We start from the raw sequence: 26,171 nt of genomic DNA, 5'->3' as shown, positions 1-26,171 counted from the left end.
GCGAATGGCTACCAGCTCTTACAGTTTTTCGAACGCGCTGCCCCCCACTACATCCACTGGGACCGAGGGGCCGTTCCTGATTCCACCTATAACCGTGGGGACGCCGGATTATACCAAGCCGCTATTGATCTACGTCATCACGGTGTGTGCACCGAACACAACGACGGCAACACCGGGTATCACCAGTTCACAGAACTCGGTGTTCACGCTCTCGTTTGTGCAAACGAGTTACTCGAGTACGACGTTTCTTGCCTTGGTCAGCGTGACCGCTGCGTCGGTATATAGCCAGGATCCAACCACCAGGACCCAGATGCTGGCGGCCTTCAAACAGTTTCGCCAGCAAGTTGAAGCGCTTGAAGTTTCTGCTGCATCGGCAACTGGCGGACTTCTGCCGGGCGCAGCTGTGACGCTACTCAATCGTGTGGCATTGTCCATGCCTCTAAGGATCGATGAGGTGCTCCCATACCTCTACAGTTTCGATCCGGTCAATCAGCTTGTCGACCTCGCCCCAGGAATGAACTTGCGAGTTGAATGGGCAGGGTATCAATACTGCGATCCACCTGGCGGACCTGGCTATGGATACAACGCCTTCGCCAACACCGGTATGAGCCGGCTTCGTGTGGTCCAGAGACCCGATCTTTCTCTCTCGCTGGATGCGTTTGCTGGCGCCTTCGCCCCGGGATACGGGACTAATCCTGCGGCGACCTGCCCGATATTGGCGGCCGGTCCGCTCGATCTGTGCCTGGGTGGCAATACCCGCCGCCATCTGAGAGTGATCCTCCCGACGATAATCACCGGTTCGGCCTCACTGGATAATAGCGGCTCGCAGCAGCAGCTCAGTTCATGGTTGATCGGAGCCGACACATTTGCCGATCTCGAAGCCGCCACGACCGACATTATGAAGGGGGGGACCGGCTGCGGCAGGCAAGCGAGCGGAAACCCGATTGTAAGCATCAGCTTCACCAGCAGAGTGATGCTGGTCCCCGAGATTACCGTGCTGCTGAACGGCAATCCGATGTCCGTACCATTGGGGACCACGATAAAAAACCTGGTTGCAGAATATGCAGACCCGACATCGGCCCAGTACCGGAACAGCAACAACATCAATTCCGACTTGAATCTTGGAATGAACCGGCGACTGCAGAATACCGGGGCGCCGAGCGCGGCGGCGACCACCAAGTATTATCAAGCCAACTTTATCTTTCTTCCGTCTAATTCGGCACAGCCTCCGGTCTACTTGGGCAAAGCCGGGGATCAGTATGACTCGCCACTTCTCAAGGGCGACTCTATAAATATCACCTGAAGGGGTGGAATTATGCTTCGGCAGTTGAGCGTTTCCCTCTCGGCCTGGGTTGTTGCGCTGTTTCTGATCGCCAACGCACATGCAGCTGATCTGACGGTAGGCTCTTTGAATGCGCTGCATCTTGGATGGGGAACGACGGCAACCACAAAGAGCAAATGCGATCAAATAAAAGTGCTAATGGCTACAGTGGATATATTGTTTTTACAAGAGACAATGCAGACATCCGTACCCTGTACTGGGCTGGGTACCGGAATTCAGAAAGATTGCTCTGGGATGAAGGGGGCCAGCTCTTATAAGGAGGCTTATTGCTACGTTTACAAATCCAACAAAATAACAGTAGTAGCCTATATCAACGCGCCAAGCGCTTCGTTCAGTCGCCCTCCCTACGCGATACTCACAAAAATAAAGGTAACGGGTAAGGCAGATAAATATGCATGGTTTGCCAATATCCATTCTGTTTTCGGTAAAACGGTGAAACCACGTCAGGACGAAGCCACGGCAGCGGGTGCGTTTTTCAAGAGCCTCACCACGACGACCTACGGAACAATAAAGGTTCCGCCCAAAGGCTTTCCAGTGATCATCGGCGGCGACTGGAACCTCGCGGTGACCAATAAGAAAAACGTCTTTCAGACAGGCTTTAAATGGGTTGACCCAGTCGCGAATCCAACAACCGCTCCGCAGGCTTGCCCGGATAATGATCCGACCAGCCTGACCACCAAGGGGGCTCCGTCCAGTCCTTATGATCACCTCATAATCACCGGCGTCTCCCTGACGGGTGATCCCTCTTGCTACTTCACCACCAATAGCCTGTCCGGGCTCGGTTGGCGGCAAAATGTATCCGATCATATGGCGATATATTGGGGAGTGACATTCAAATGAACCGCTGCCTTGCATTATTAACCATTTTTTTTATATTTATGTCACCTCGACTGTACGCGGACACAGACTTCATTATTCCGGAACAATGTATTCAGGGCGCAACTGGAGCAGCTTCCAACGATTTGGCAACAGGAGGGGACCAGCCGATCGTGGAAGTTTACAGGTTGTTCACGACAACTCCAGACAAATACGCGACGATAACCAATGTATACGCAGACGGCAGTAAGAACTGGTACGTTGAATTCAACGCCCCGCAATATGACGCTTATGCCATCAAAACATCATACACCCCGTTCTTAACCACTTATCAGTCGGCTTCTTATTATCAGGGGGCGTCTGGCAAGGTCGCCCTTGCTCTGCCTGTAGGCAATGCGCTGAGTCGTATCTGGGAGTATTACAATATAAAACTCGGAAGCACTTTGGGCAGCGCTTTTATCGAATTTGCACCAGACGTTGTCGCGGATGATCCATTTACCATGCAGGTAGACGCTGACGGCGACATCACGGTGTATTGCTATCAAGAAGTTTTCGGCGGTCAGGCCGTAACGGTTTACGACAAAGATCACGAGTTTTATGGCACTGGAATTATACAAAGCGACGGCTCTATCCGTTGGGAGCAGTCACAGCAATAGTCCTATTACGAGGCAAGAAAATGTCAGCCCTTTGTCAATATCCGTCGCAGACCAGCTTATATGTGCCAGACACCTTATCGCCAGGTGATAGCGTGTGGATGGCGTACCTGCTGCCGGCGGGTTTGACGGGGCCGCAAACGTTGAGCTTGTCCGATGCCATCTCCTCAGGGGGCTGGTTCATCGTTGTCCCTGGACTGGTACCGGCTCAAATAGACAGTTTTGTTGCAGCCGCTCAAGTCTATTTTGCCAACAGCGCCAGAGCGGGTGCGTTTGCCGCGTGGTTTCAAAACATTGAAAATCCTGCGGTCGGGCTAAGTGGAATGGTGGTCTATGCGACCCGCTCCAGCGCGCAGGCTGTCGTAATCCGGTCGGCGCAGATCCAGGGTGCGAATTTATCCATCAATATCGACAGTGGTTCCATTTTTGCCGTTTCCGAAGATGGATTGAGCTTGTCCATCTCTGGAAACGGCAATAGCTGGTCGGTAACGCCATTCGGCTCTCGCCAGCCTTATCAATTGCCTTGGCTGAGCGGCGGCGCTATCAATGTGCTTGGTCCAAGTTCCACCTCGGGTTGCTTTCGGTTCTCGGTGTCCGTCACAGAGGCCGCAGCCGAACAGTTGGATATCGGTCTGCGTTCCTACACCGCGCCGGTTGGCGGCGGTTACGCTCAAAGCGCGAGCCACAGGTTTCTGGTTTTCGGCACCTCTGGCCTCTCACTGGACATGACGCTCGATCCATTGGCACCGCTCGACCATCTGCGCAGTTTCGCAGGGTTTACCGCCAATCAGTCGCCACTGGCCTCAACCTACCGCACAGCCGTTGGCGAAACGGTCAACCTTGCACCCGCAGCCAATGCCTCGTTGGTATTCACAGATCGCCTCCTTGCGGTTGATGCCAGCGGCAACCCTGTCGTTCTGGCAGGCAAAAAGACCGTCGCCATGACGCCCTGCGGGGATTTCACGGTATCGCTGTCTGCGACCGGGAAGGCGTCGCTGCCCGGTTCCGCACCCGATCTCAGCGCAACACTGATGTGTGGCTTATCGGCGGTGGAGTACTTGGGTGTCAACGCGTCAGCGACGCTGAATTTCGTTCCGAATCAACCGGCGTTCGCAGCGACGCTCAGAGCCGCCACCGGCACCGGAGCCAGTTACACGAGGCGCGTCTTTGGGCCACTCACTGGAGCAGGCCGGACTTCATGGGCCTACCTGTCCGTAGACGATGGCTCGACCTACTTCGCGCAACCCGACAGCTCGGTGTTGCACAATGGACCGGGGGACGCGTCCTCTCCGTTCTTGAACTATCTGCCAGTGGAACTCGGGGCCCTTGCACCTTCAGCGCTCCGCGCCAACGCGCTTGAAGATGAGCAGGGTAGTTATCCGCTATTGCCTTACGCCGGTGTGACGGTCGGTGTCGGCTTGACCACCGAAGACCTCTCACAGTTCGAAATGCAAGCCTGGGCGCCCAAGCGCAAGGCGCTGATCCAGCAGATGATCAATCTCAGCACGAGCGGCTTCACCGCATCCACGGCAACGCTGCCCTCACCCCCGTTCGGTACGCCCCCCCAAGGTCTGCTGCTCGAGTTCAACCAGGCCGGGAGCGAATTGGGTTGGGCGCACCTGACGCTCGGTAACTCTCCTTCAGTCGTGCCGATGTATCGCAGTAACACCGTCGTGCTCAGTTCCGTCGATGGACCGTTGAAGGACGCGCTGCAAACAAACCAGTTGGCGCTCATCATGTCCGCGGGTGATCGCTTCGCGGCCTGTGGCAGCTTCCCCTATGTCCTGACGCAGGAACGCTATCTGACCCTGACAAATGTCATCACGGATTCGGCAGTGACGACGGCGATCGCCCCTTTGGTGGTGGGCGTCAGCCCCGGTTCTGGCATGTGGCCGGATGAAGCCGCGCTGAACATTTCGCTGCAAGGTGTCCTGACGGCCGCTCAGTACGACACCTGGGCCCAGACAATCCGTTCCTATGCCGGCGATTTAAGCCTCTTCGTCGCGGATTGGGAGTTTGACTTGTCCCCATGGCGCTGGGCGGATCACAACTCCATCGTCATTTTTAAGTTCTGCGATAAGCAGTTGGTACAAATCGTTGCAGATACCGCCCAATGGACTGAGGGCGACGCCTTCAATACGTCGACGGCGGCGACCCAAAAGATCATCTCAGACATTTTCGATGAGGCGATAACCCGGCTGGAAGCAGGTGATACCGACCTCAGCTACTTCGTCAATACGGTGATGCTGAGCGCCAACTGGAACGGCATACTTGTGTTGAACGGAGAGGTTCCTCTTTCCGGACTGCCGCCGCAGTTGGAAGGACTTGCCGCAGGCATCGACGCGTCAAAGTTCCAGGCCCACCATTTAGGCATCACCGTCACTCCGGTCGTCACCGGTGCCGCGGAGTACGTGACGACAGCGAGCTCAGCGTTCGGCCTTATCGACTATAACTCGCTTGAGCCTTTGACCAGCACCCAGGCCTATGACTACAAGGTGCTGTCACTGACGGTCGGGATCGCCAATTCAGAAATCATTTCGTTTTCCAGTTCGATCGAGCTGATGATCAATGAACTCTTCGGCGAACAATCGACCCAGGAAAACGCGTCCGATAACAATCTGGTCTTGTACGGTACTTACCAGAAGAGCGGTGGGGTAGGGACCTACTCCTTCACCAGCAATGGTCCCACGTCCTACAGCATGTCGAGCAGCACGCTCTACATGGTCAACATTCAGACCGCGTCCTTCATCACCGTTACCAGTGATGACGATGATCCAGGCGACACCACGGTCAACTCTCTTTTCCAGCTAAGCGGGTCGGTTTCGTTCCTGCCGCAGACCGGGTTCGATCTTTTTTCCTATGGTCCAGAGCAGGCTGTCATCGATCTCGGCGGAGTAGGGGGCGGCCTGGTCTATTCGGCGTTGTCGATAGACATGACCTTCGATCAAGCGTCGCCGACTTATCGAACGTTTGTGTTCGATGCGACAAAAATCTTGCTCGACCAGGGCGCCAGCGAAGTTCGAGTGCTCAGTTTGGCCGCCCATTTTCCGATGAGACTCACTGGGTTGGTACAGGGGACAGAGCAGGCGACGCCGGACTCGATGGGCTTCATGCCTGTTGACTCTCCGATTCAGGGAAGCGTGCTCACGGCTCCATGGTTCGGTCTGGAGTTCGAGCTGGATCTCGGTTCTCTAGGCGCTCTCGCTGCGCAGGCGGGCTTTACCGCATCGCTGATGCTGGGATGGGCGCCCAATGTGAACGGCGTTAGCAACTATGTAGGCCTCAGCATGCCTGGCGTCAGCGGCGGTGATCGGGCTATCTCGCTGCAAGGTGTGCTCAAGTTGGCGTTCGGTGATGTTTCGTTCCTGGTCCAGCCACCGACCTACATTCTTCAGCTCAAAGACATCGCGTTGAAGTTCTTGAGTCTCAGTTTCCCGCCGAACGGGCAGATCAACATGCTGATGTTCGGCAATCCGGACGCCCCGACCAGCGGCGCCCTGGGCTGGTACGCCGCGTACCTGAAAAACAGCGCGGGTGGTAACGCTGGCACAGGCAACAATGCTGCCAGCCGTCTCAAGGCCACCAGGCACGGAAATGCGGTGCTGATCGCGCCGCAACACGAGATCAAAAGGCAGGGAGCCAAGCAATGAACATCCAGGATCTTTGGACCAGCCTCCACACCAATGACTACCTGAACGCTTCAAATACGAGACTGGCACTTCCGGCCAACAATGAGCTGGGATCGGCACCGGTCACAGCGCTGCTCAGTGATACCACGCTGTTTCCAGGCGCCAGTCTCGAGATGGCGCTCTCAAGTGCAGCGCCGCCGGGCGAGGTCATCACACTGGCTGGCACGCTGGCCGGAACCTTCATGGGATTCGCGATGCCGGCTGCCACCGCAGTGTTCAGTGTCGACAGCAATGGCGTGGCGCAGCTATCCCTTGCGGTCACGTTGGGTGACGGGCAGGTGCTGGGTATCACATTCCCCAAGATCGCCAATGATGTTCCGGGCCAATATGATTTCACTGGGGCCGGCCTGACTGCGGCGTCAGCCGCATCGGGCAGCACGCTGACTTTTTCAGGCGTGCCGGTTCCTCCAAAGACCTATGCCAAACTCTGGAGCGGTGCCATTTCCCCGGTGACCGGCTCCATCACAAGCTGGGCGGACCCCAGCACGGCATGTCCCGTTTTCTCGCTCTCAAACAAGCTGGCCACCACCTCCGCGCAGGCCGGGCTGCTCACTTTCAAGGCGCAAATCTCGTTGACGAGTTCGTCTTCCGGTGGCGCGGGCCAATTGGTGGGTGAGATCCCTGCCGGGCAATTGGCAGTGAGTGCCGTACCGATGTCGAGCGTCTTGCCTGTCAACGATGGGACCGGTCCGGTTTTCGGCACCTCGGATGGCTGGAAACTCAGTATTCCGGATCTTTCGAGCCTTGCGGCGCTGTTCGTCGGTACACAGCTCGCCGCTTATGTCCCGCCACGTTTTCCCCTCGGAAGCGCACTCAACGTTACCCGCATTTCGTTGTCGCTGACCTATGGCGGAGCCACATCGTCGGTCATGACGACGAAAGTGGTCGAGGACACGTCTGTCTCGCTATTGCCCCTCAACGCGGCGAACCTCGATAGCATCGAGTTCTCGTTCTCCATGGTGCTCTCCAATGTATTGAGCTTGAGCATTGGCGTCGGAGGCAATTTCCATTTCTTCGGTAACGAGGCCCTTAGCTTCTACGCAGGTGTATCCGTCCCCTCATTGATCGGCCGGTTCTACAACAACAACGTTATTGACGTTTCCGACCTGCTTTCGGTTGTCGGTATAACGGGCATCCCGCAAAGCGGCTGTGTGTTCGAGACGCTCAGCGCTGCGGTGGATGTCAACAACGGCTACTACGCGTTCAATGGTCAAGCGCTCTTTACCGGGGCTGATTGGTCAATCAATCTGGGTAGCGGGCTGACACTGATCGAGATTGACAGTCTTGGCCTGGCGATCGACAAGTCGGCGGCGAAAACAACCGCTCAGCTCTCGACTTCATTTGTGTTCCTGGGCTCTGAGTTTTACGCAACGGCCTATAACAGCTCCGGTTCGGCAGGGTGGGTGCTAACCGGTACGATGTCGCCAGACACACCGATGAAGATCGCCGATGTCGCTCGTCAGCTCCTGCCCTGGATCGCCGACGCCGTACCGGACATCGCCATCAATTACCTGCAATGCCAGTTCGACACCAGCAACAACACCTACACGGTCAACGTCCAGGTGATGTGGAAACTGGACATTTTGCCAGTGTCCATCACGGCTGAATTCATGCTGCGATCCAGCCGCGTGACCTCCACTGATCCGGCACAGTATTCCGGTTATGTGCGGGGCATCGTCGATATCAATGGCATGCTCCTGGGCGTGGCATACGTCTTCGATCCCACCACCACTGACATCATCTTCAGCTACAAGAGCCTGTCGGTCACTTATCACAAAGACAACAACGTCGCCGCCAACACCTACGTTGCAGTCAGTTTGAATAACAGCACTGTCGGCGACCTGTTCAGCTTCCTGTTGGAGTTCGCCGACCCCGGTCGGAACATCTCACTCTCTTCGCCTTGGAACGTGCTGGAAAAGATCGGCTTGCCGAACCTGACGGTCAAGGTCTATCTCCAGACCAAGAACATTGAAGTCGACATGGATCTCAGCGTTGATCTGGGCTTCATGAAACTCACTAAATTTGTCCTGAAGTACACCAAGCAGTATGGCAAGTCGAAGTTCGACCTCCAGCTCAGCGGAAACTTCCTGGGGCAGGATTACGGCCAGAACGGTGCCGCACCACTCAGTTGGGACCCCCTGAACCAGGCACCGCCGGTTGTGCCCGGCACCGGCACCCAAAGCTTCGATCTGGAATACCTTGGCCTTGGTCAGCGCATGGCGCTGCGCGGGACACCACCGGCAACCATGGATGGCGTCATCAAGGCCCTTGAGAAAGCGTTGGTTCCCACGGGCAACCCACAGCAAAATCCGGCCACACAGTTACCGGGGCTGTCGTATGACGCGGGCTCCAACTGGCTGATCGGAACCCGCTTTACCGCGATGTCGACGGTACAACTCAGCGTCGTCTTCAACGACCCCAATCTCTACGGCCTGCTGATCCAACTTTCCGGAAGCCGGGCGGGTTCATTGGCTGGCCTTCGCTTCGAAATCCTGTACCGCAAGATCAGCGACACCATTGGTGTTTACCACATCGAACTGACGCTGCCCGATGCCATGCGACACATCGAGATGGGCGAAGTCTCGATTACATTGCCCATCGTCACCCTGGATATCTATACCAACGGAAATTTCCGTGTCGACGTTGGTTTTCCGCCAAGCCTCACTGATTTTTCCAGATCCGGCTCGGTCCAGGTTTTCCCGTTCATCGGCTACGGCGGCTTTTACTTTGCCGTGCTCAACGGGACGACCTCGACCAATGTGCCGGTTATCTCGAACGGCAATTTCTCGCCGGTGCTCGAATTCGGCCTGGCACTCCAGATCGGTGTCGGAAAAACCATCTCACTGGGCATTCTGTCAGGTGGCATCAGCATTACCGTCGGTGGTCAGCTGCAGGGGGTACTTGCCTGGTTCAATCCCACCTCGCCCAGTCTGTCGCCGGAGCGTTACCTCCATCTGCGCGGAACAGTGGCGGTGGTCGGTATTGTCTATGCGACCGTCGACTTCGGAATCATCCAGGCCAGTGTCAACCTGACCGTCTATGCCTCTGTTTCTCTGAACATGGAAAGCTACAAGGCCATCCTGCTTGAGATCAGTGCGGGTGTACGCGTCAGTGTCTCGATCAAGATCGTCTTTATCCGCATTCGTTTTTCCTTCTCGGCGACAATCACCGAGAGCTTCACCCTAGGCTCAGACTCCAGCACTCCCTGGCTTATCGCCTCGAACTCAAATCCTCAGAACGTCCTGCGTGGTTCCTACCGGCCCCAGGCGCTTGTGCCGCGCCTGCGGCCCTACGCGAAGCTTCGCAGCCGACCCGCACGCAGGCTCCAAAAGCGCGGGATGTTGCTGCGCCGCTCCGCACTCAACCTGATGGCGACAACGACAGTCAACGTGACGGCGATCCCGTTGATTTCCCAGGCGTTGCCCAGCGACTTCAGTTTCCCGGGCGCGCCGACCTTTCCTGGCACCAGCATGAACCCGGTCCTAGCCCTGTTGCTGGGCATGGAGACGTCGACGGATCCCCGTTCGGGTACCAACCAGTTCCTGACATTCGTCACCGAATGGATCACTGATTCGATCGGTCACACTCATGAGACCCTTTCGGCTGCGCTGATCGATGAAATTCTGGATGCTCTGTCCCTGAACGATGTGGCGTCCACGATCTTTACCTACAGCGCATTGGAGACGTTGTTCACCAGCAACAACATCCAGTTTTTGATCGCGGCCCGGCCGACCACGGACCCCGGCACAGAGATCCCCATGGCCTTGATGGCCATGATTCCCGAACTGACGATGTCGACCCCTGATTTCTCCATCAACTTCTTGTCTGACCGAGTGCCGGAAGGCGACTACGAACAGACGATCCAACAGTATTTTGCCGACCTGGCCGCTCAGTTCGCGGCCCGTGATACAGGCTCAACCCTGCGAGCCGCGGAGTTGATGGAAACGCCGGACTCCATGGCGACCATCATATTCCGCTACTACTTCCAGATGCTGACCAAGGGCCTGATGCAGCAGGCCAAGAGTCTGCTGGCCGATTTTGACCTGAAACTCGACGAGTCCCAGACTGCAGCCGCCTCGCTGACATCGATCGCCAACCGCTTTACCAACAACTACACGGTACGTCCCGGCGATACGCTGGCCTCGATAGGCAACCTGTTTGGCGTGAGCGGAGCGGATCTCAGGGCGGCCAACCCGGACTACCAGAACGCTGAGCCGACTGTCGGCCAGACCGTGTTCATCCCGACGACTACGGTCACGTACACCAGTCAGACCGGCGATACGCTGGCCGGGCTCGCGGCATGCTTTGGCGTCTCCGAGGCCGATCTTCAGGCCGCCAATCCTGGTGTGGATTTCAATAATCTACAGGCCGGAACCGCACTCACGATTCCGGCGATGCGCATCCTGCACACGGTCATTGCCGACGAAAGCGGGGCATCGGTCGCCGCGGATTTCGGCATCGACCTCGGCACGCTGAAGGCTGCCAACCCAGGCGTCAATTTCAATCCACTGGCCGCCGGGACAGAGTTGTTGATACCCCTTCAGGTGACTCCTTACATGGTCGCGACCAGTAATCAGTCCGCACAGAACGTCCTCAACACCACGGTGACGCTGGCCCTCGGTGACATCACCTTCACGGCCAAATCCACGGACAGCATCACCTCGCTGGCGGCGCAATTCGGCGTCACCGCCGAGCAATTGGTGACAACAAACGCCGAGAGCCTGACCGTGATAAACCCGGGCCAGTCAATTTCGCTCGGCGATCTGACCACAGTTACCCGAGCAGGGGAGAGCTACAACTCAATCATTGGCTACTGGTACGACCGTATCGTTGATTTCGATCCAACGACGCTGACCACGGCCAACCCGGCCCTGACTTTAACAGCCGGTCAGAAGCTCTCGATCCCACAGACCACCACTCACGACACGATCTACACGGTCCAGAGTGGAGACACCTTTGCCAAAGTGGCGGCGGCCTACCCAGGCCTCACGCTCTCCCAACTGCTTGGCAACAACGCCGCAATCGGCCTTGATATCGGCCAAACCGTTAGCCTGCCGGCCGTCGCTGTCCCGACCAGCAGCAGTTTCATACTGCCCTATGCAGCCACGACGGGCGACACACTGGTCTCCATTGCCGAAGCGTTCTTCGCGGCCGACGAGCGAACCCAGGCGGCGGCGATCCAGAGCCTGCAGCAGTGGAATGGCACCCAGGTCACAACGGCCCCGTTGGCTGTCGGTCAGATCATCAACATCCCGTATGCCAGCAGCTTCGGGAACATCCAGCGCCAGTATAAAGTCTCCGCGAAGCGGATCGCCGATAGCACGGCCTCAGGAATGGCATCGCTCCTGGCCGCCCGGGCATCGCTGACAGCGCCAAATGTGAGCCATTCGATAGCGGCCACTGACACGCTGAGTAGCATCTCTGCAGCCTATGATCTGTCCCTCGAACAACTGACAGATTGCATTGCCTTGGTCTCCGGCCTCTTTCAGGTCGATGCCACGTCGAAGATATTGACCTTGTCTGTCGTTGCGATCCCCGGCATGCGCCTGTCGGTACTTACCGATACCCTGGCGTCCATGGGGATGTTCACCGATGCGCTGAACATGACCAGCCGTTTCATGATGAGCGGCCTGAGAGCCCCGGCGCCGAAGTTCCCTGGGCAGCCAGCCCCCTCGGCAACATTGGCGTATCCGCTCTATGCCCTGGTTGGTCAGGAATACCCGCTGGGCGCGGTTGCCACTGGCTACGACATCGACATCGGCAGCTCAGGTGCGTCGTGGGTGTCCGTCGACGCCAGCGCCGCGGTCATGCCGCTGGTCCAGCCAGAAATCGACCAGATCAACAGCTTCAGGACGCTGACGCTCCAACCCAGCGTCTCCCAGACCATTGCGTTGCCGCAGTTTACCTACGCGGCCGATTGCCAGTCCGTGGGGACGATCAACCTCTGGGTGACCCCGCAAGTGCCGGCGCAGATCATCCCCAGTGGTCAGAAAGTGGTGCAGCCGTCAATGTGGACGCTGCCCGATGCCATGATATCGGCGCTTGCCGCCAGCCCCACGGGTACGCTGCTGTACCAGCCAAAATCCGGCACCACGACGTCCGATGGCAGCATCCAGAGCGTTGTCCTCGAAAACACCTGCTACGCGACCTCGATCAGCATCGATATCCAGACGATCCCCAACGCGCCCGACGGTATCTATATGGTCGTCGGCGCCGATCAGGCGGGGATGCAACGGCTGTTGGCGCTGTGGGAATTCCTGACCAGCAACGGCGAGACCGCAACCCTCTATATCGCCTATCCGGATCAGAGCTCGTCCAGCACGAGCGGTGTTCTGGTCTCTGACGCGCTGAGCAGGATCGACAGCTTCATGCTGAAAACGAACCTCAGTACAGAAAGCCATGGCGCACCGCAACTCACGCTGCGCAAAACGCCGATCCGCATACTCAATACCGGTCTGCTGGAAACGCCGCTGGCCGATCTCGAACCCGATAATTCGCTCAATTTCCTGCAGATGCTGTGGGAATGCAGTGTGGTCAAATCCGGTGGCTACTATTTGCGCTATGTCACGACGGATGGAACGGTGGGGCTGCCTCCAACCCTCTTTACCGGCGGAACCCAGGCGACCATTCAGATCGTTGTAGTCGCCGACAATCAAGCAGCGGGCAGCCCGGTGGCGTACTCCTTTAACAACGTGGCGCTGATCGGTGACAACGTCGATACCGGCACGCATAACATCTTCTTCGAGGCGCTGACCCATGAGGTCACGAGCTCAGACACCCTTGCCAGCGTGGCGCAACTCTATGCCTCTTATGTCAGCCTCGATGCCGTCTCGTTGGCTGAACTGAACCAGACCATTGTCGGAACCATGGTGCCGGGTACCACCGTTACGGGGGCGTTGGGACAAGTCACCGTGCTGGCGACCGATAGTTTCCTCAGTCTGGCGCAGCGTGCTGGCGTGACGGTTGCCGCGATTGCCACGCAGAAAGCTCAGGTGACTGGCTGGCTTCAGCCCGGCAGTGAGCTTCAGTTCTCCGGTAACCCGGTCCAGCTCGTCGCGCCCGGCGAGACACTGGCATCCATCTCGCAGGAATATGACTTCCTTGATCCGGAGGCGCTGGCCGCGCTCAATCTCAACACGCTTGACCTGCTCTTGGTCGGGGCGACACTCACGATCCCGGCGAAGGCGGACTACGTCATTCAGGCCGGTGACACGTTTGGCAGCATCGCGTCTGCCCAGGCCACCGATCTGTCCCTGATTGCCGATGCGAACCAAGATGGGCAGATCCTGACGGCCGGCCAACCCATCATTGTCGGGGGCGGTACGCTTAACCTCACCGCCACCTTGCCGCAAGGGCATATCGGTTTAGACGTTACCCGGGCGAACCCACAGCCCGTCGATCCTGCGGATGAAACCGATCAACAGGCGCTGAACACGCTTTTCAACCTGCTCGGTTTCCAGATCACGGAAACGGCGGCCCTCAAAGCCAGCAACGAGGGGCTGCCGGCCGGTCCCACGACGCAAAATGATGATGATCCGTGGGACTACCAGCAGGTCATGTCGGTACTGGCTTTTGCGAAGGTCAACCATGCCATCGATAGCGCTCCATTGCCGCCACCGGCGTTGAACCCCTATGCCGGTATCAGCGCTAATGCGATGTCCGAGGTCGCTCTTGCGTTCCAGGACGTACTCGGCAACCGCACCAACGGCTCGGTGATGAGCCCCATCGATCAGCCACTGGGCTACACCGACCAGATGATTCCGGTCGGGGCATGGCCCTCGGCGACGGCGGCTTATCGCTTTTCTTCCCCGGCATCGGGGGACAACAATCTGGCGGTCACCGTTTCGATTTCGCCAACGCAGTTCCTGCCGGACAACGCTCCGCTGCAGATGGTGGGGGGCGCGCCAAGTGCCGCGCTATCAACAGCACCGGCTGTTCGCGCCAGCGGTGCCTTGGCCACCTATCAAACCGTTTCGTACCAATTGCAGCAGCCCGATGTGACCGGTTGGCTGAGCACGACGCTTGGCACGCTCGACGATCCGCAAAACGTTGGCGAAACGGCGCGCATTCGTCTCCTTGGCCTGGCGAACTCCGCCTATGTCTTCTTGACCGGTGCACAGGACCTGGTCGTCGATCCGGTTACGCTGGGACCCAATGGCTACAAGGACATTGGCGCGTTGTTGAACTTCGCACTGTCGCAGAGCTCCACCGGCTACGCGGTGTCAGCCACCAATCTGGGACAATACAACGCGGTTGCCCGGGCCGATCTGCTGTGGGGGCAGGGGACCCAACTCGCGGTTCCGGACAATTATCTGGTGCTGTCCGGTGATACGCCTCAAGCCATCGTCACCCGCCTGGACGGCGCCATCGACCTGGCTACGCTGGCGAACAACAACGCTGCAGTAAAAGTGGCCCAGGATGCAATGGTTCACACGGCCGTACGGTCTGCCACGGTCGGTTCGGCCGGGTTGTCTCTCAGTGCGATCGGGCTTCAGGTCGGAACGCTGGTGGTCGATGGCCCGGGTAACGTCCCAGGGGTGGTGACGCCAAACGCGGCGGTACCACTTAACGCAAACCTTACGCTGATCTATTCCGACACAACGGGTCAGTACAGCTACCAGACAACGGCCAGCGTGACGCTGGAGGATGCCGCGGCCAGTTTCACCAAGCAGGTCCGCGAGAACAGCGGTGATCAGGAGGCCGTCGTCACCGTGCTTGAAGTCGCCGGGGCCAATGAGTTTCTGGATGACATCTGGCCGATCGGCACGGTGCTCACGATCTCTAGCGTGCTTGCCAACTCAAACGATACCTTGACCTCGTTGGTCACCGACTTCGGCGCGCCAAGCGGCGCAACGGGCACACCTGAAGCCCAGTTTCTTGCGGGCAACGCTGAGGTACCCGGCATTTGGGCGGTTAACACCGCCCTGTTCATCGAGACGGTGCCGGTCTCCATTGCCGAGGGCGAGACGCTGGCGGATATCGCCGGCATGTACGCCAGCGATGTGGGTTCCATACTTGATCAGAACCGCACGGTGCCATTCCTGGACTCGGCCCTGCTTGCCATCCCATACCTGGCGAACAACACCGGCATCCGCGCCAGCGTCTACGGCGCAACGGGCGCCGAGACGTTTTCCGGGATTGTCGCCAAGTACCCGGGCTGGAGCCTGAACGGGGTCGCTCAATACAACGGTGACGTGCCCGGTCTGTTCGCCGCGGTGGCGATTAACCTCAATGGTCGAACGATCACGCCGACCGTGACATCGACGATCAACGAGCTTGCAACGGCATTCGGTCTCAGCGTCAACGACTTCATGGCCCAAGTCAGCGCACTCGCCGGTATCATCGCGGCTGGGGCCGCCATTGTCGCTCCGGCCATGACTTCGCTCAGCGGCGACACCCTCCATGACGTGGCGTCGCGCTACAACCTCGATGAGGGCAGCCTTGCTTCGGCGTGTGCTTCGTTGCCAGGTTTGCTGCCCGCCAACCAGACGATTGTCATTGAAGGCACTCGCTTCCAGACGTATGCCAATGACACCTTTGGCCTGCTGACGGCACGTGTCAACGCCGATCGAGTGGCCCAGAACTTGACACAGCTCAGTGTGGCCGATGTCGCCGCTGCGGCTTCCGGTGTTTCGGTCAGTGCCCGTACACTGTTGGCGCCGCCGCTGACCGGTTCGGTATTGGCGGCGGTTACCCCGGCCAAAACCAAGGCGATCCTTAGTCTCGGCGTGACCCTGACGATGAGCCGCGATCCGGCCCTGCTGGCGCCGGCCTTCGCCGGGGCGCCCCATGTCGTTTCAGCCCGGACCGATATACCGGCCCAGCCGTTTGCCGGCTTGACGGCGGCGGACCAGGGCTCGCTCCAGCAGTTCGCGATTGATTTCGAGACCGCGTTCCCAGGGCTGAAGATTGCAACCGGCCCTGCATCGACCCAGACCCAGGGCATCACACAGATCAAGAAACCTTCGTTGAAGCTGGCAGCCAGTGCAAACCCCGCGTCATCGACAGGTGGAAAGACGCTGTGGGTGGTCAACTTCTCGGACTCCGGCGTAGGCATCACCTACGAGGTCAACCCATCCGGGGTTCGCTATTTTGGCGTGACGCCGCTCTCGACCGTCGCCTGGAACAACACCGTCGAAGTACCGACCTATTCCGCCGATAAGGGGTTGCTCTGGACCGGTAAACAGCAGGCTTTCCGTGCGGCGGATCCGGATCAATGGAACCAGCAGTTCCTGGCCGCCATCGATCTGCTTCTATCGCCGTCATATGCCGTACCGGGATCCTCGGACAGTAAGGTTGCCGCCGACATTGCCAGCGTGATTGCCGCTAAAGGTGGTATCGCCAGCGGTATGTCCAGGATCGTCGCGCCCATTATCGGGACCGACAGCACGGGGCTCGATGAAGCGCAGACCACGCTGAAGCAACAGTTGCTGACAACCTTGAGCTCTGCGTACTCGGTACAGACGCTGGTCCAGATCGATCTCGATGTCCAAGGCGCAGGGGCGGGCAATGATCCAACCACGGCGCCACAGCTCTCCGGCAATCTGGTGGCCGGGGTCATCCGGACGCCGGATGACACGGTCGCGGTCACCGATCCGAACCAACCGTTCGCACCGCTGGCCGCCCAGACACAGGTTTCCCAGAGTTTCCTCGCGGAGACCATTTTTTATGTCCCGAACATTATTCGTTCGGGGTTGACGGTGAGCTATGCCGGCGTCCCTGATACCTACACGACCACGGGCTCCGATTCGCTCAGTACGATTGCCGCGTTCTTCAACGTCGAATTGCCCGGGAATCTACCTTCCGGGATGACGCTGGCCGCCACCGATGAACCGCTGTTCCTGGGCTCCACGGCGATCAACGTGACGTCCTATGTGGTGCCTGCCTCGCTTGCCACGATCACGGACGTGGCCGCATGGATGAGCGTCGAGATTTCGGATGTGGTCAACGCCAATTCCGAGCGCACGGGGTTCTTCGCCGTGGGCAGTACGGTGACCATCGACGGCACCGCGTATACGCCGAGCACGACAGATACGCTGGAAATGATCGCCGTCCATTTCGGTGGCCAAGATCAGTTCTCGGACAAACTGGCCGATATTGATGCCGGGACATTGCCTGGCAGCTACACGCTGAACAGTCTGGCACCTGCGCGTGGCATTCAGAACGTACCGCAAATGAGCATCGCCACGGCAAAGGGTGCGCTTGCCACCAGCGGATCGCGAATTACCACGCTATTCGGGGTCAAGGACCCGGCCATCCAGAAGTCGGTCGTACTCAATCTCGACTATCAGGTCAGCCAGATGGAGTTCGATCTTCATTCGGTGGACGGTATCCAGGGATACAAGAGCTCGTCCTGGCTCAACTTCATCATTCCCATCGTCAACGGTGTGGACACCGATGGGCATGTCGGCCAGATTCAGGTACCGGTACCGCTACGGGGTTACCCGGGGCCGGCGATCATCTCGGATCAGTCTGCGAGCAACGCGACGCCGACCCCGGAGCCGGCCAAAGTGCTGGCCCAGTGGGACTACGGCTTCACTACGAAGCGGCAGTATGCGGCTCAGGACCAAATGACGCTGGAAGTCCGCTTCAACCAGACCAGTGACGACAGTGCGGACGCCCTGAGCTACGCGAATGCGCCAAAATACGAGAGTGTCATTGAGGTGTTGGCCGCTTTCTCGGCGGTCTGGCCCGCTATATCGGCTAACCTGGCGCAACTGCCGGATACGGTGGCAGATACCGTCAGCCCGGCCGCAGCCAACGCGGTAGCGGCGCTCGCCGACTTGGCGGACAGGCTCCAGAATGCGTGGAGCGGCGTGCAGGCCATGAGGCTGTTCGCAGGCCTGCCTGAAAAGACGTTCAATTACTTGATGTCGACGTTGATCCGCGGGATACCCGCCCAGATCAGCGGCGTCACGCTGGATCGCATCGGTCAGATGACGGATTTTTCGGTAGACCCTGACGATTTCCTGTTTGTGACCAATGCAGGCTATCAGACCGATCTAAACAACGGGGTCGTTCCGGCTGCGCTAGCGGTCGAGTTCGATGGATATGGCTTCAAGCTGAGCGGCCAGCAGACGATCAAGCCTGCGGTTGCCGGGGGCGGTAATACAGACTGGCTGGTCGTCGATCCGGCGGGCACGCAAACAGTGGTCGACGGGCAACACAATTCCCAGGTATTTACTGCACCGCAGACCTATAGGTTGACGTTGTCGGGTACGGGGACATCAGCGGTGATCAAGGTATACCGCCAGATACTGTGGCCGGGCCTGAAGTACGTACCTCCCGGCAATGGGGCTGATGGACAGGGGACTTGGCTGAATGCCTCTCAGGCAGGGACCCGTTTGGCCTTTGCGCTGGAGGAACAGCAAGCGCTGATCTCAGACCAGTTGGAACTCGATTACGACTTCTACCGGCTCAATCTACTGTTGCTGCAGAACGCCAGCGGCGGAACGTCGATATCGCGCAACGCCAACTTGATTGCCGGTGCCCAGATAAATCCGCTGTTCATCTACAAGACACCGGTGGTGAAATTTCCGACACGGATCACGCCGCTGCTCAGTCATGTCGAAACAGTGTCTATGACGGGGCCAGACTTGACCTCGGCACTCAGCAACTTTTTCGAGACGCTCGTCGCCTCGCAAACCCAGGCCTTGCCGGGAACGATACGCCAGATGCGCATCGGCGCCGCCTATTGGCAGTCGGTGGATGGCAAGACCGATCCGACAACGCCGGGCAGTCTTTCTATCCGTAATCCTTTGGTATTGGCACCGACCGTCCAGTTCAACGTCGACACTGACTGGAAAGCCTCGGGTCTTGTGGGAACACTGGCTTCGGCCATGACAAACAGCGCGGAGCAAATGGGCATTACGGCCGCAGCGCCGGGGCAGTGGGTACTCGATGTGCTGGTCTACAGCTACGTTGAGGGTGCCGATAAACTCACCGGGATTCTGGATATTCAAAATCAGATCTACCCTGCCTGAGTGGAGTGGCGTTCAGAACAGAGCAATGGCTTGCAAGTTCACGGACCGATGTCCTGGAGGAGTGTTTCCCTCGCAGGCATCTCACCTGAAAGGAAGGATAGAAAATGGCGACTTCGGACACCGTATTTGGAATGGTATACAGCCCGACATGGACGACATGGTCTCCGCCGTATTCCAACTCCGGGCCACAAGCCCAGTTCTCTGATTCCGACTTCTTTAACGACAGTTTCGAGGCGCTTTGGAACACCGGGCAGGACACAAGCAGCAACGCCTACCGGAACGATATCGGCGTGATCGGCAGCTTCGGTTTCAACTTGGTTCGCCTCTATGATTGGGGCGCAACACGTGGCTGGAACGGGACGTATGGAGCTGCGCACATCGGCTTCCTGGTAGCACGCGTATATAGGGTTGTAGGGACAGTGGGTATGAACGGGCAGGGCGCATGCACCCATATCGCCTATGTATTGCGTATCAATGACGCCGCGGACTGCTGCTTCAGGAGCTGTATCGCGGCGTTGGACTATTTTCCCAGTTAATAAGCTACGCATAATGCGTTGATAAGCCGGGCTCTTACCCAATGCTTTCTCTTTGATCCGGGCAATGTTAGGGGTGGCCGTTACGTAAGCACGCGCTGCAACCGTGCTGTTGTGACCGAGCAGTTCAGCAATCATGTCTGCTGGAGTACCCTGATCCGCCAAGCCTTGCCCGAGGTGATGACGCAACAACATGGATACCTGATTCGGCCTATCTATCCCAGCTTCACGCAACTCATATTTGAGGCTTGTACCGATTTCAATCGAGGTGCGAGTTCGAAACCCAAGTGAAGCACTATATTAAGCTGAACATCCCCCCAAGAGTCAGATTTAGGTTCTCGTTCAATGCGTTTGAGCAGTCGAACTTCCTCGTCAAGTTCTAACCCAGACTGCGAGAGAAAAATTCGAGCATAGGGGTCAGCCCGATCTGATTTTACCTCCTTGATTTTTAAATATGTGATCGGATCGAATCCATTAATTCCTCTATCCATTGCCCAGCGATAAAATCTGCGAAGCCCAATTAGGTTGGGCCTAATTTGTTTGAAGTCTTCTAATTTGGCAATAAAGTTTTGCTGACCCCAAGGAAAGATTTGGGCGAGGTTGGTGCTTGATAAGTAGACAAGAAACCTAGCAAACATAAATGCTGTTTGGGGAGCATACTTCTCTAACGAATAAGCCATAAAGCCTTTGGCTATTTCAGTAAGCTCTGCAGCTAGGCTTTGTCTGAAAAGCCTTGATACTCGGTGATGCTGCGTTGAAAACCGCCTCGGAATGCTCATTTACAACCTGTAAACTCCGCTTCCTCGGCGGTTTTCGCCTTGCCTGACCTTCGTCTCAAGACTTTTCAAACAAAGCCTAAGGCTAGCTCGACCCAATCAATTTTCAGCGCGACTCCACCGTCGTACCATGTCCACACCTTTAGCCGGGTATCGACGTAGCGTGGTTGGTCATTAGTGCGAGTTCGAATCGCAACGTGAGCGGGCCCCCTGAACACGTAAGCTGGCAAAGAGGAGGGCGGTGACGCGTGTTCTTGATCGGCTGATTTGGTCACGGCGAACCTCCTTAACTGTCGAGTCGGCCCCAAGCTGCTGAGGCACGCTGCGCGTTATGGCGGTTGGCCGACTCGGCTAGATAACGACTTGCATAACGACGTGGCATCGCCGAAGTCTCAGCCCAACCGCAGACTCGCCGAAGCTCGTCCGTGGCGCGCTCCAGGTCGTGCCCACGCTGCTCGACCAGGTAAGCCAAGAAACGGTCGGCGAAGGTGTGGCGAAAGTCATGCGCAGAAAGAGTAGGCAACAACCCCGGATGTGCCAGTTCAATGGTCAGAAACAGCCGATCGAGGACGTTAGACAATGCGCGAATCGACAGCGGGCGGCCTCTGTCAGAGATGAACAGATAGCGGTGCAGCAATTTCATCGGTTTGCCGTCACGTAGAGGGCGCCGTTCGCTCTGGATGTAGTGCTCGTAGACCTCATACAACTGTGCAGAAATACCTACGGTTCGTCCGTGGGTTTTCAGCGCAGGCTCTTCAGCACGTGGGTCGGCGGGGTCATGTTCGCGGTCATTGATGGTGACATAGGCGTGCTGAGAACCCTTTGCAATCGCTTGGGAAACGGATTTCCCACAGCACCCGGACGAATCAGTGTGCGAACGATCTGGAGTTGGGGATCGGTCAGGCTGCGATAACGGGCATGGTCGGGACGCACATTGGTGATATGGCTGTCAAAGCGCCGCTCAATGACGTCGGCAACGGCGCCGCTGATGTGACGGGCACCGCTTTATCGGAATGGCGTAGGTCGTTGATTGTATTGACCAAAATGGACACCGCTAACACTAGATTGGAAAACAGATTTCTGTTTTCCGATAAAAAGCTGCATTTCCAGCCATTTTCCACGCAACGACTCCACTGAACAGGTGCTAAGACGAGCAGTTGTACGACAACTTCTAGCCTCATCCTGTACTCAGCCACAGACCAAGCGCGAATGTATATAAGGGGCTTTGTCGCGGCCTCGCTGCGAACTCCGCTGTCAACGGCGGTTAGTCATCGCTGGGAAACAGACTGGCAGTGCGCAATAGGTTGAATTCAGCGCGTTCGCTCCTCTAGGCGCCTACATGGCTCGATTAGATCCTACCCAACGAGCCTAGGTAGCCTAGGGAGCCACTGGTTGCATGCCAAGAATGCGTCCAGGCGGAAGTGCATTCAGTTCTGGAACAAGCTTCAGGCCATACCGCCAGGGATTCAGTTGGTATAAAAGTCACGATTTAATAGACAAAAAAATTCTTGTTCTCCCCGGTGTTATAACCAGATTCGGGGGTAATCGGATCATCGCCTTATTTATGTATTGCAATTTTCAATTTATAGTTAATTAAATTGCTCGCTCGCAACTTATTGTGCAGACACGAAAAATAAATCGACAAAATTTGCTGAATAAATCCCTGTGATCAAGTTTCAATTTAAGCATTATTTGAACTGCCAGTTTGTTGACGGGGCTGCGTTAATAAAAGTTGTTGTGGTCATCGGCGTTACAAGCTAGCGTCTGTCGTTAGCAGCTGACATCTAGTCTTCTGCGGTAGTGATTGTCTCGACCAAAATCATTCTGACGGTGGCGCAGAGTCATGGTTACTCGAGGTCGCTTCACCATTCTAGTGAAGTAAAGTGAGGGTGTTAATCACCAGCATGTAAGAGATCAATGGATCTCGGAGGGTTGATTGCTCCTACTATCAGTTCGACTTGACAGGTGATAACAAAGGTGAGTAAGGAAATTCGCACGGCCATAACTATTCATGCTTCCAAACCGGTTCGAGTTAAGGTTCCACCCCTGAAAATTCCACGGCCTTGGAAGCCAGCTAACGCTACAGTCACTCAATCCGCTGTGCCTTATGAAGCTCTCGATGTGAGCGATACAGAGTTACGGCTTGCGCGGAAGCGCGATGCGATATTCAAGCAACTGAGATTAGGGTTGATAGGTCAAGCCAAAGCGATGGAGCTTTTGGAGGTCAAAAAAAGCCAGTTCTACAATCTCTATAGGGCATTTTTACAGTCAACTAGCTATCTTGAGCTAACTAGAAAAAAGCGCGGAACCAAGCCCGGAAACCATAAGTTAACGCCGGGCCAGCTCAGCGCCCTCGAACTTTCATATCAAGAGAATTACAAGGGGCCAAAAGCATCATCGGCGAAAGTTTGGAAGGGAGCACAAGGACTGGTGCCTGAAGATGAGTTGCCGCCCAGCAGGGATCAATGTAGGAGATTTGTGGCTGCAAAGCCGGAAAAAGAAAAGTATTACAGGAAGTATGGTAAGGAAGCGGGCGACAACAAATACAAGCCGAAGCCCAAGAAAAAAATCATGGAGCGTGTGCTTCAGCAAGTGCAGATGGATCACACTATGGTTGACATGCTTTTAGTCGACGAGTTTGATCGCAAGGTTTTGGTAGGGCGCCCTTGGTTGACAATGATCATGTGTGCCCTCACAAGGGTGATACTTGGGATGTATCTGAGCTTCCGCCCCCCGAACTTAATATCTGTAGCAAGCGCTCTAGCTTTTGCAGTCCAGGACAAGTCTAGGTTTTTAGAACTCTACGGGATCGATCCCAGGGAATATCCGTTTTACGGCATCCCCTTTTTGATATACACGGACAATGCTGCTGAGTTCACAAGTCCTCGATTCATGGCAACCTGTAGGAGATGGGGGATGGATTGGGATCATCGTCCAGTCGATAAAAAGTGGTACGGCGGGTTGATCGAGCGCGTAATAGGAACTTTCATGGGGGAAGTTCACTTCCTTCCCGGAACCACAGGTAGTAATGTGATTCAACGAGCAGGCTTAAATCCAGAACGAGACGCTAGATATAACATAGTGGAATGTGGTAAATGGCTGCTTGAACAAGCGATTATTTACCATGGTACGGTGCATGAGGGCTTACAAAGCACTCCGCGTCAGGCCTGGTTTTATTACGACTCCCAAGGGCTGTTAGATCATGACAGGGTGATTAGTCCGGATCGAAAGGAACGCTTTGAGATTGATTTTCTGGCGCCGTCTTACAATCACACGATTCAACCCTATGGAATAAATTTCTCGGGCAGGAGGTATTATAGTCCCGAGATAGATCCGTATATTGGAGCGAAAAATGTTGAGGTAAGGTTTCAGCCTTATGACTTAGATTCGATCTGGGTTATGGTTCCCGGGAGATTCATAAATGTTCCGTGCACGTATACCAAGGATCGTCTATCCAGAAACTGGGAGTCTTATAGCAGCCATAAAGCCTTGTCTAGCGCTAGGCACGTCGGTCATAGCGCGCCTGCCGGGCTTATTGATGATGAGTATGCATTTGCAGCCCAGCAACGGCAGCGCGAACAAGCAATTGCGGTTGAGACACAGTCAAAAAAAACGCCAAGGCTACCCAGAGATATTACAGCGCAGTCAGAGCGGCTACCCGCTCATCCAGCAGTCCAGGCCGTAATTGGCGCGCCACGTATTATCGACAGTAGCCGGGGTTCGCCCGAAATTTTGCAGCCCACAATAATAGTTGATAGGTTCAAAAAATGACTATGGACGCTTCCTTCTCGTACAACCACGTCTTACCAGAACTTCGCCTGAATCTTGAGCTCTCTGCCGCTGAGCGTATTGAAATCTGCAGGCATGATTTTTGGATCGATACCCCAAAATTCGCTTTGATGTTTGAATGCATTAGCCACATGCTGTACACCCACAACCAGATTCAATCGTCTTGCATTTTTATCCACGGAGCAGGCGGTGATGGAAAATCAGCTGCGTGGCATCGGCTGAAATTTCTCAGCGCAAACTCTGACAGGAAAATGGTTTTTATCGAACTAACCGAAAATACTAATCGCTTCAAGCTACATGATCGTCTCTTGGAAGCATTTGGCATTGAGGTCGGTCGCCGTAGCACTGCTGACAAAGAAGATCTAATCTTAAAATACATCAGAGCAAACAATATTTGTGCCATAGTCATAGATGAGTTAAATGATGCACTTCTACAGCCGTACGCACAGAAACGTACACTGCTTTCACTGCTTCGTAATCTCTCGGGCACTCTGAAATTATGCGTAATCGCGTTTGGAAATACAGAGGCGTGTAGCATCCTCATGCTGGATCGTATCATTGATCGGCGCTTTGTGCAGTTTGCAATCAAGGATTGGGAGCTGGGGCAAGATTTCGTTGATTTCCTTGCGACGTATGAGGCCCACCTGCCACTTAAGCTCAAATCCGACCTCGCATGTCCTGAGATTAGAACGCTAATCCATGCTGAGTCATATAAGATCATGGATAACGTTGTAAAGATCATGAAGTGCCTCGCCATGGATGCTATTGACTCGGGAGTCGAGCGCATTACGCTTGAGCAGTTCCCTCGGTTGCGTGACATCGCGATGCGATTCGGATTTAACTTGCATATTCCTAAGGTCGACCGTAATGCTGACATCTCGAAGCAGGAGCAGCCATGGCTCCCTGCATGACTCCATGTCAGCAAGAAATTTATAACTTGGTATCGGATCAGTTGAAGTTGCCTGAGCCAACTATAATAATGCTAAATGCTGAGCCAGGTTCAGGTCTTTCGACATTGATGGAAAAGATCACGAACACTATAGGGGCAGCATGTATTCCTCTAGCATCGAGGCCGGCCATAAGTGGACGCAATCTGCTTGAAGCATTTTATTATCATTTGGGGCTAGGGGGTGAGGGTATCTCGCACCGGGCACCTATTCCGGCTTTTATTTCACCTCTCATAGAGCTGCAGCCGATCACCGGAGTGCTTATTGAAGATATCGATGACTTCGCTATAACTATCCCGATGAGAAAGATGACTATAGGGCATTTGAGCAAAATTGCCTCAGCATTGCCGGGTATGAGTCTAATCATTTCTCAGACATTGTCGAGGTGGGATCGCGATCGTAGTATCCGTCACCATGATATTGAGGGGCCTCAGACGCGTCTTGAGTGTTATTTGCGCAGCTTTTCAGGTCTGGCGCAGTACATTGATCACTTTCAAGGCGTCGCCGCATCGCTTGGATTGCATGATGTATCGAACCTGGCACTAACGCGGCTATATGAAATTACTGACGGAAATCTCGCCTCAACCATGCAGCATCTTTGTCACCCCTTTTTGAAATGCAAGTGGAATTAAGGAATGGGCAT

Annotated in this window: 10 protein-coding genes and 1 pseudogene; 9 read left to right on the top strand and 2 right to left on the bottom strand. The window is 56.0% G+C overall.

What is annotated here, in order from left to right:
- The first annotated feature begins 4 nt into the window (after positions 1-4).
- From ACK2SD_RS12320 to ACK2SD_RS12295, 6 genes are all read left to right on the top strand, one after another.
- Entirely contained in the window at positions 5-1,303 is a 1,299-nt protein-coding gene (locus ACK2SD_RS12320) for a hypothetical protein (protein ID WP_412459828.1), read from the top strand.
- Between the two features lie 12 nt (positions 1,304-1,315).
- Positions 1,316-2,182 (top strand): deoxyribonuclease, encoded by an 867-nt coding sequence (locus ACK2SD_RS12315; protein ID WP_412459827.1) that lies wholly within the window; start codon positions 1,316-1,318, stop codon positions 2,180-2,182.
- Positions 2,179-2,814 (top strand): hypothetical protein, encoded by a 636-nt coding sequence (locus ACK2SD_RS12310; RefSeq protein WP_412459826.1) that lies wholly within the window; start codon positions 2,179-2,181, stop codon positions 2,812-2,814. Before ACK2SD_RS12315 ends, ACK2SD_RS12310 begins: the two co-directional genes overlap by 4 nt.
- A gap of 98 nt (positions 2,815-2,912) precedes the next feature.
- Positions 2,913-6,461: a hemagglutinin gene (locus ACK2SD_RS12305; protein WP_412459825.1), complete on the top strand. Its 3,549-nt coding sequence runs from the start codon at positions 2,913-2,915 to the stop codon at positions 6,459-6,461.
- Complete coding sequence (locus ACK2SD_RS12300; protein WP_412459824.1) at positions 6,458-19,483, top strand: LysM peptidoglycan-binding domain-containing protein; 13,026 nt, start codon at positions 6,458-6,460, stop codon at positions 19,481-19,483. The genes ACK2SD_RS12305 and ACK2SD_RS12300 overlap by 4 nt, the downstream gene beginning before the upstream one ends.
- Positions 19,484-19,587: 104 nt before the next feature.
- A complete protein-coding gene (locus ACK2SD_RS12295) occupies positions 19,588-20,019 on the top strand; it encodes a hypothetical protein (protein WP_412459823.1) in 432 nt (143 codons plus the stop codon).
- Between the two features lie 212 nt (positions 20,020-20,231).
- Here the strand turns inward: ACK2SD_RS12295 and ACK2SD_RS12290 are convergent, their stop codons facing one another.
- Entirely contained in the window at positions 20,232-20,795 is a 564-nt protein-coding gene (locus ACK2SD_RS12290) for a hypothetical protein (protein ID WP_412459822.1), read from the bottom strand.
- Between the two features lie 283 nt (positions 20,796-21,078).
- A pseudogene (locus ACK2SD_RS12285) lies at positions 21,079-21,770 on the bottom strand (tyrosine-type recombinase/integrase); the annotation flags it as partial.
- A 999-nt stretch (positions 21,771-22,769) separates the two neighbouring features.
- On the opposite strand from ACK2SD_RS12285, the gene ACK2SD_RS12280 reads away from it, so the two are divergent.
- The 3 genes from ACK2SD_RS12280 to ACK2SD_RS12270 are packed head-to-tail and all read left to right on the top strand — an operon-like array spanning position 22,770 to position 26,160.
- A complete protein-coding gene (locus tag ACK2SD_RS12280; protein WP_412459821.1) occupies positions 22,770-24,563 on the top strand; it encodes a transposase in 1,794 nt (597 codons plus the stop codon).
- Entirely contained in the window at positions 24,560-25,492 is a 933-nt protein-coding gene (locus tag ACK2SD_RS12275) for a TniB family NTP-binding protein (protein WP_412459820.1), read from the top strand. The genes ACK2SD_RS12280 and ACK2SD_RS12275 overlap by 4 nt, the downstream gene beginning before the upstream one ends.
- Positions 25,477-26,160: a hypothetical protein gene (locus ACK2SD_RS12270; RefSeq protein ID WP_412459819.1), complete on the top strand. Its 684-nt coding sequence runs from the start codon at positions 25,477-25,479 to the stop codon at positions 26,158-26,160. Before ACK2SD_RS12275 ends, ACK2SD_RS12270 begins: the two co-directional genes overlap by 16 nt.
- Positions 26,161-26,171 lie beyond the last annotated feature (11 nt).

The sequence above is a fragment of the Pseudomonas sp. SC11 genome, assembly GCF_047039205.1.
Lineage (GTDB): Bacteria > Pseudomonadota > Gammaproteobacteria > Pseudomonadales > Pseudomonadaceae > Aquipseudomonas > Aquipseudomonas boreofloridensis.
The sequence above is the reverse complement of the archived record's forward strand: the minus strand, read 5'-3'. Positions and strand labels throughout refer to the sequence as shown.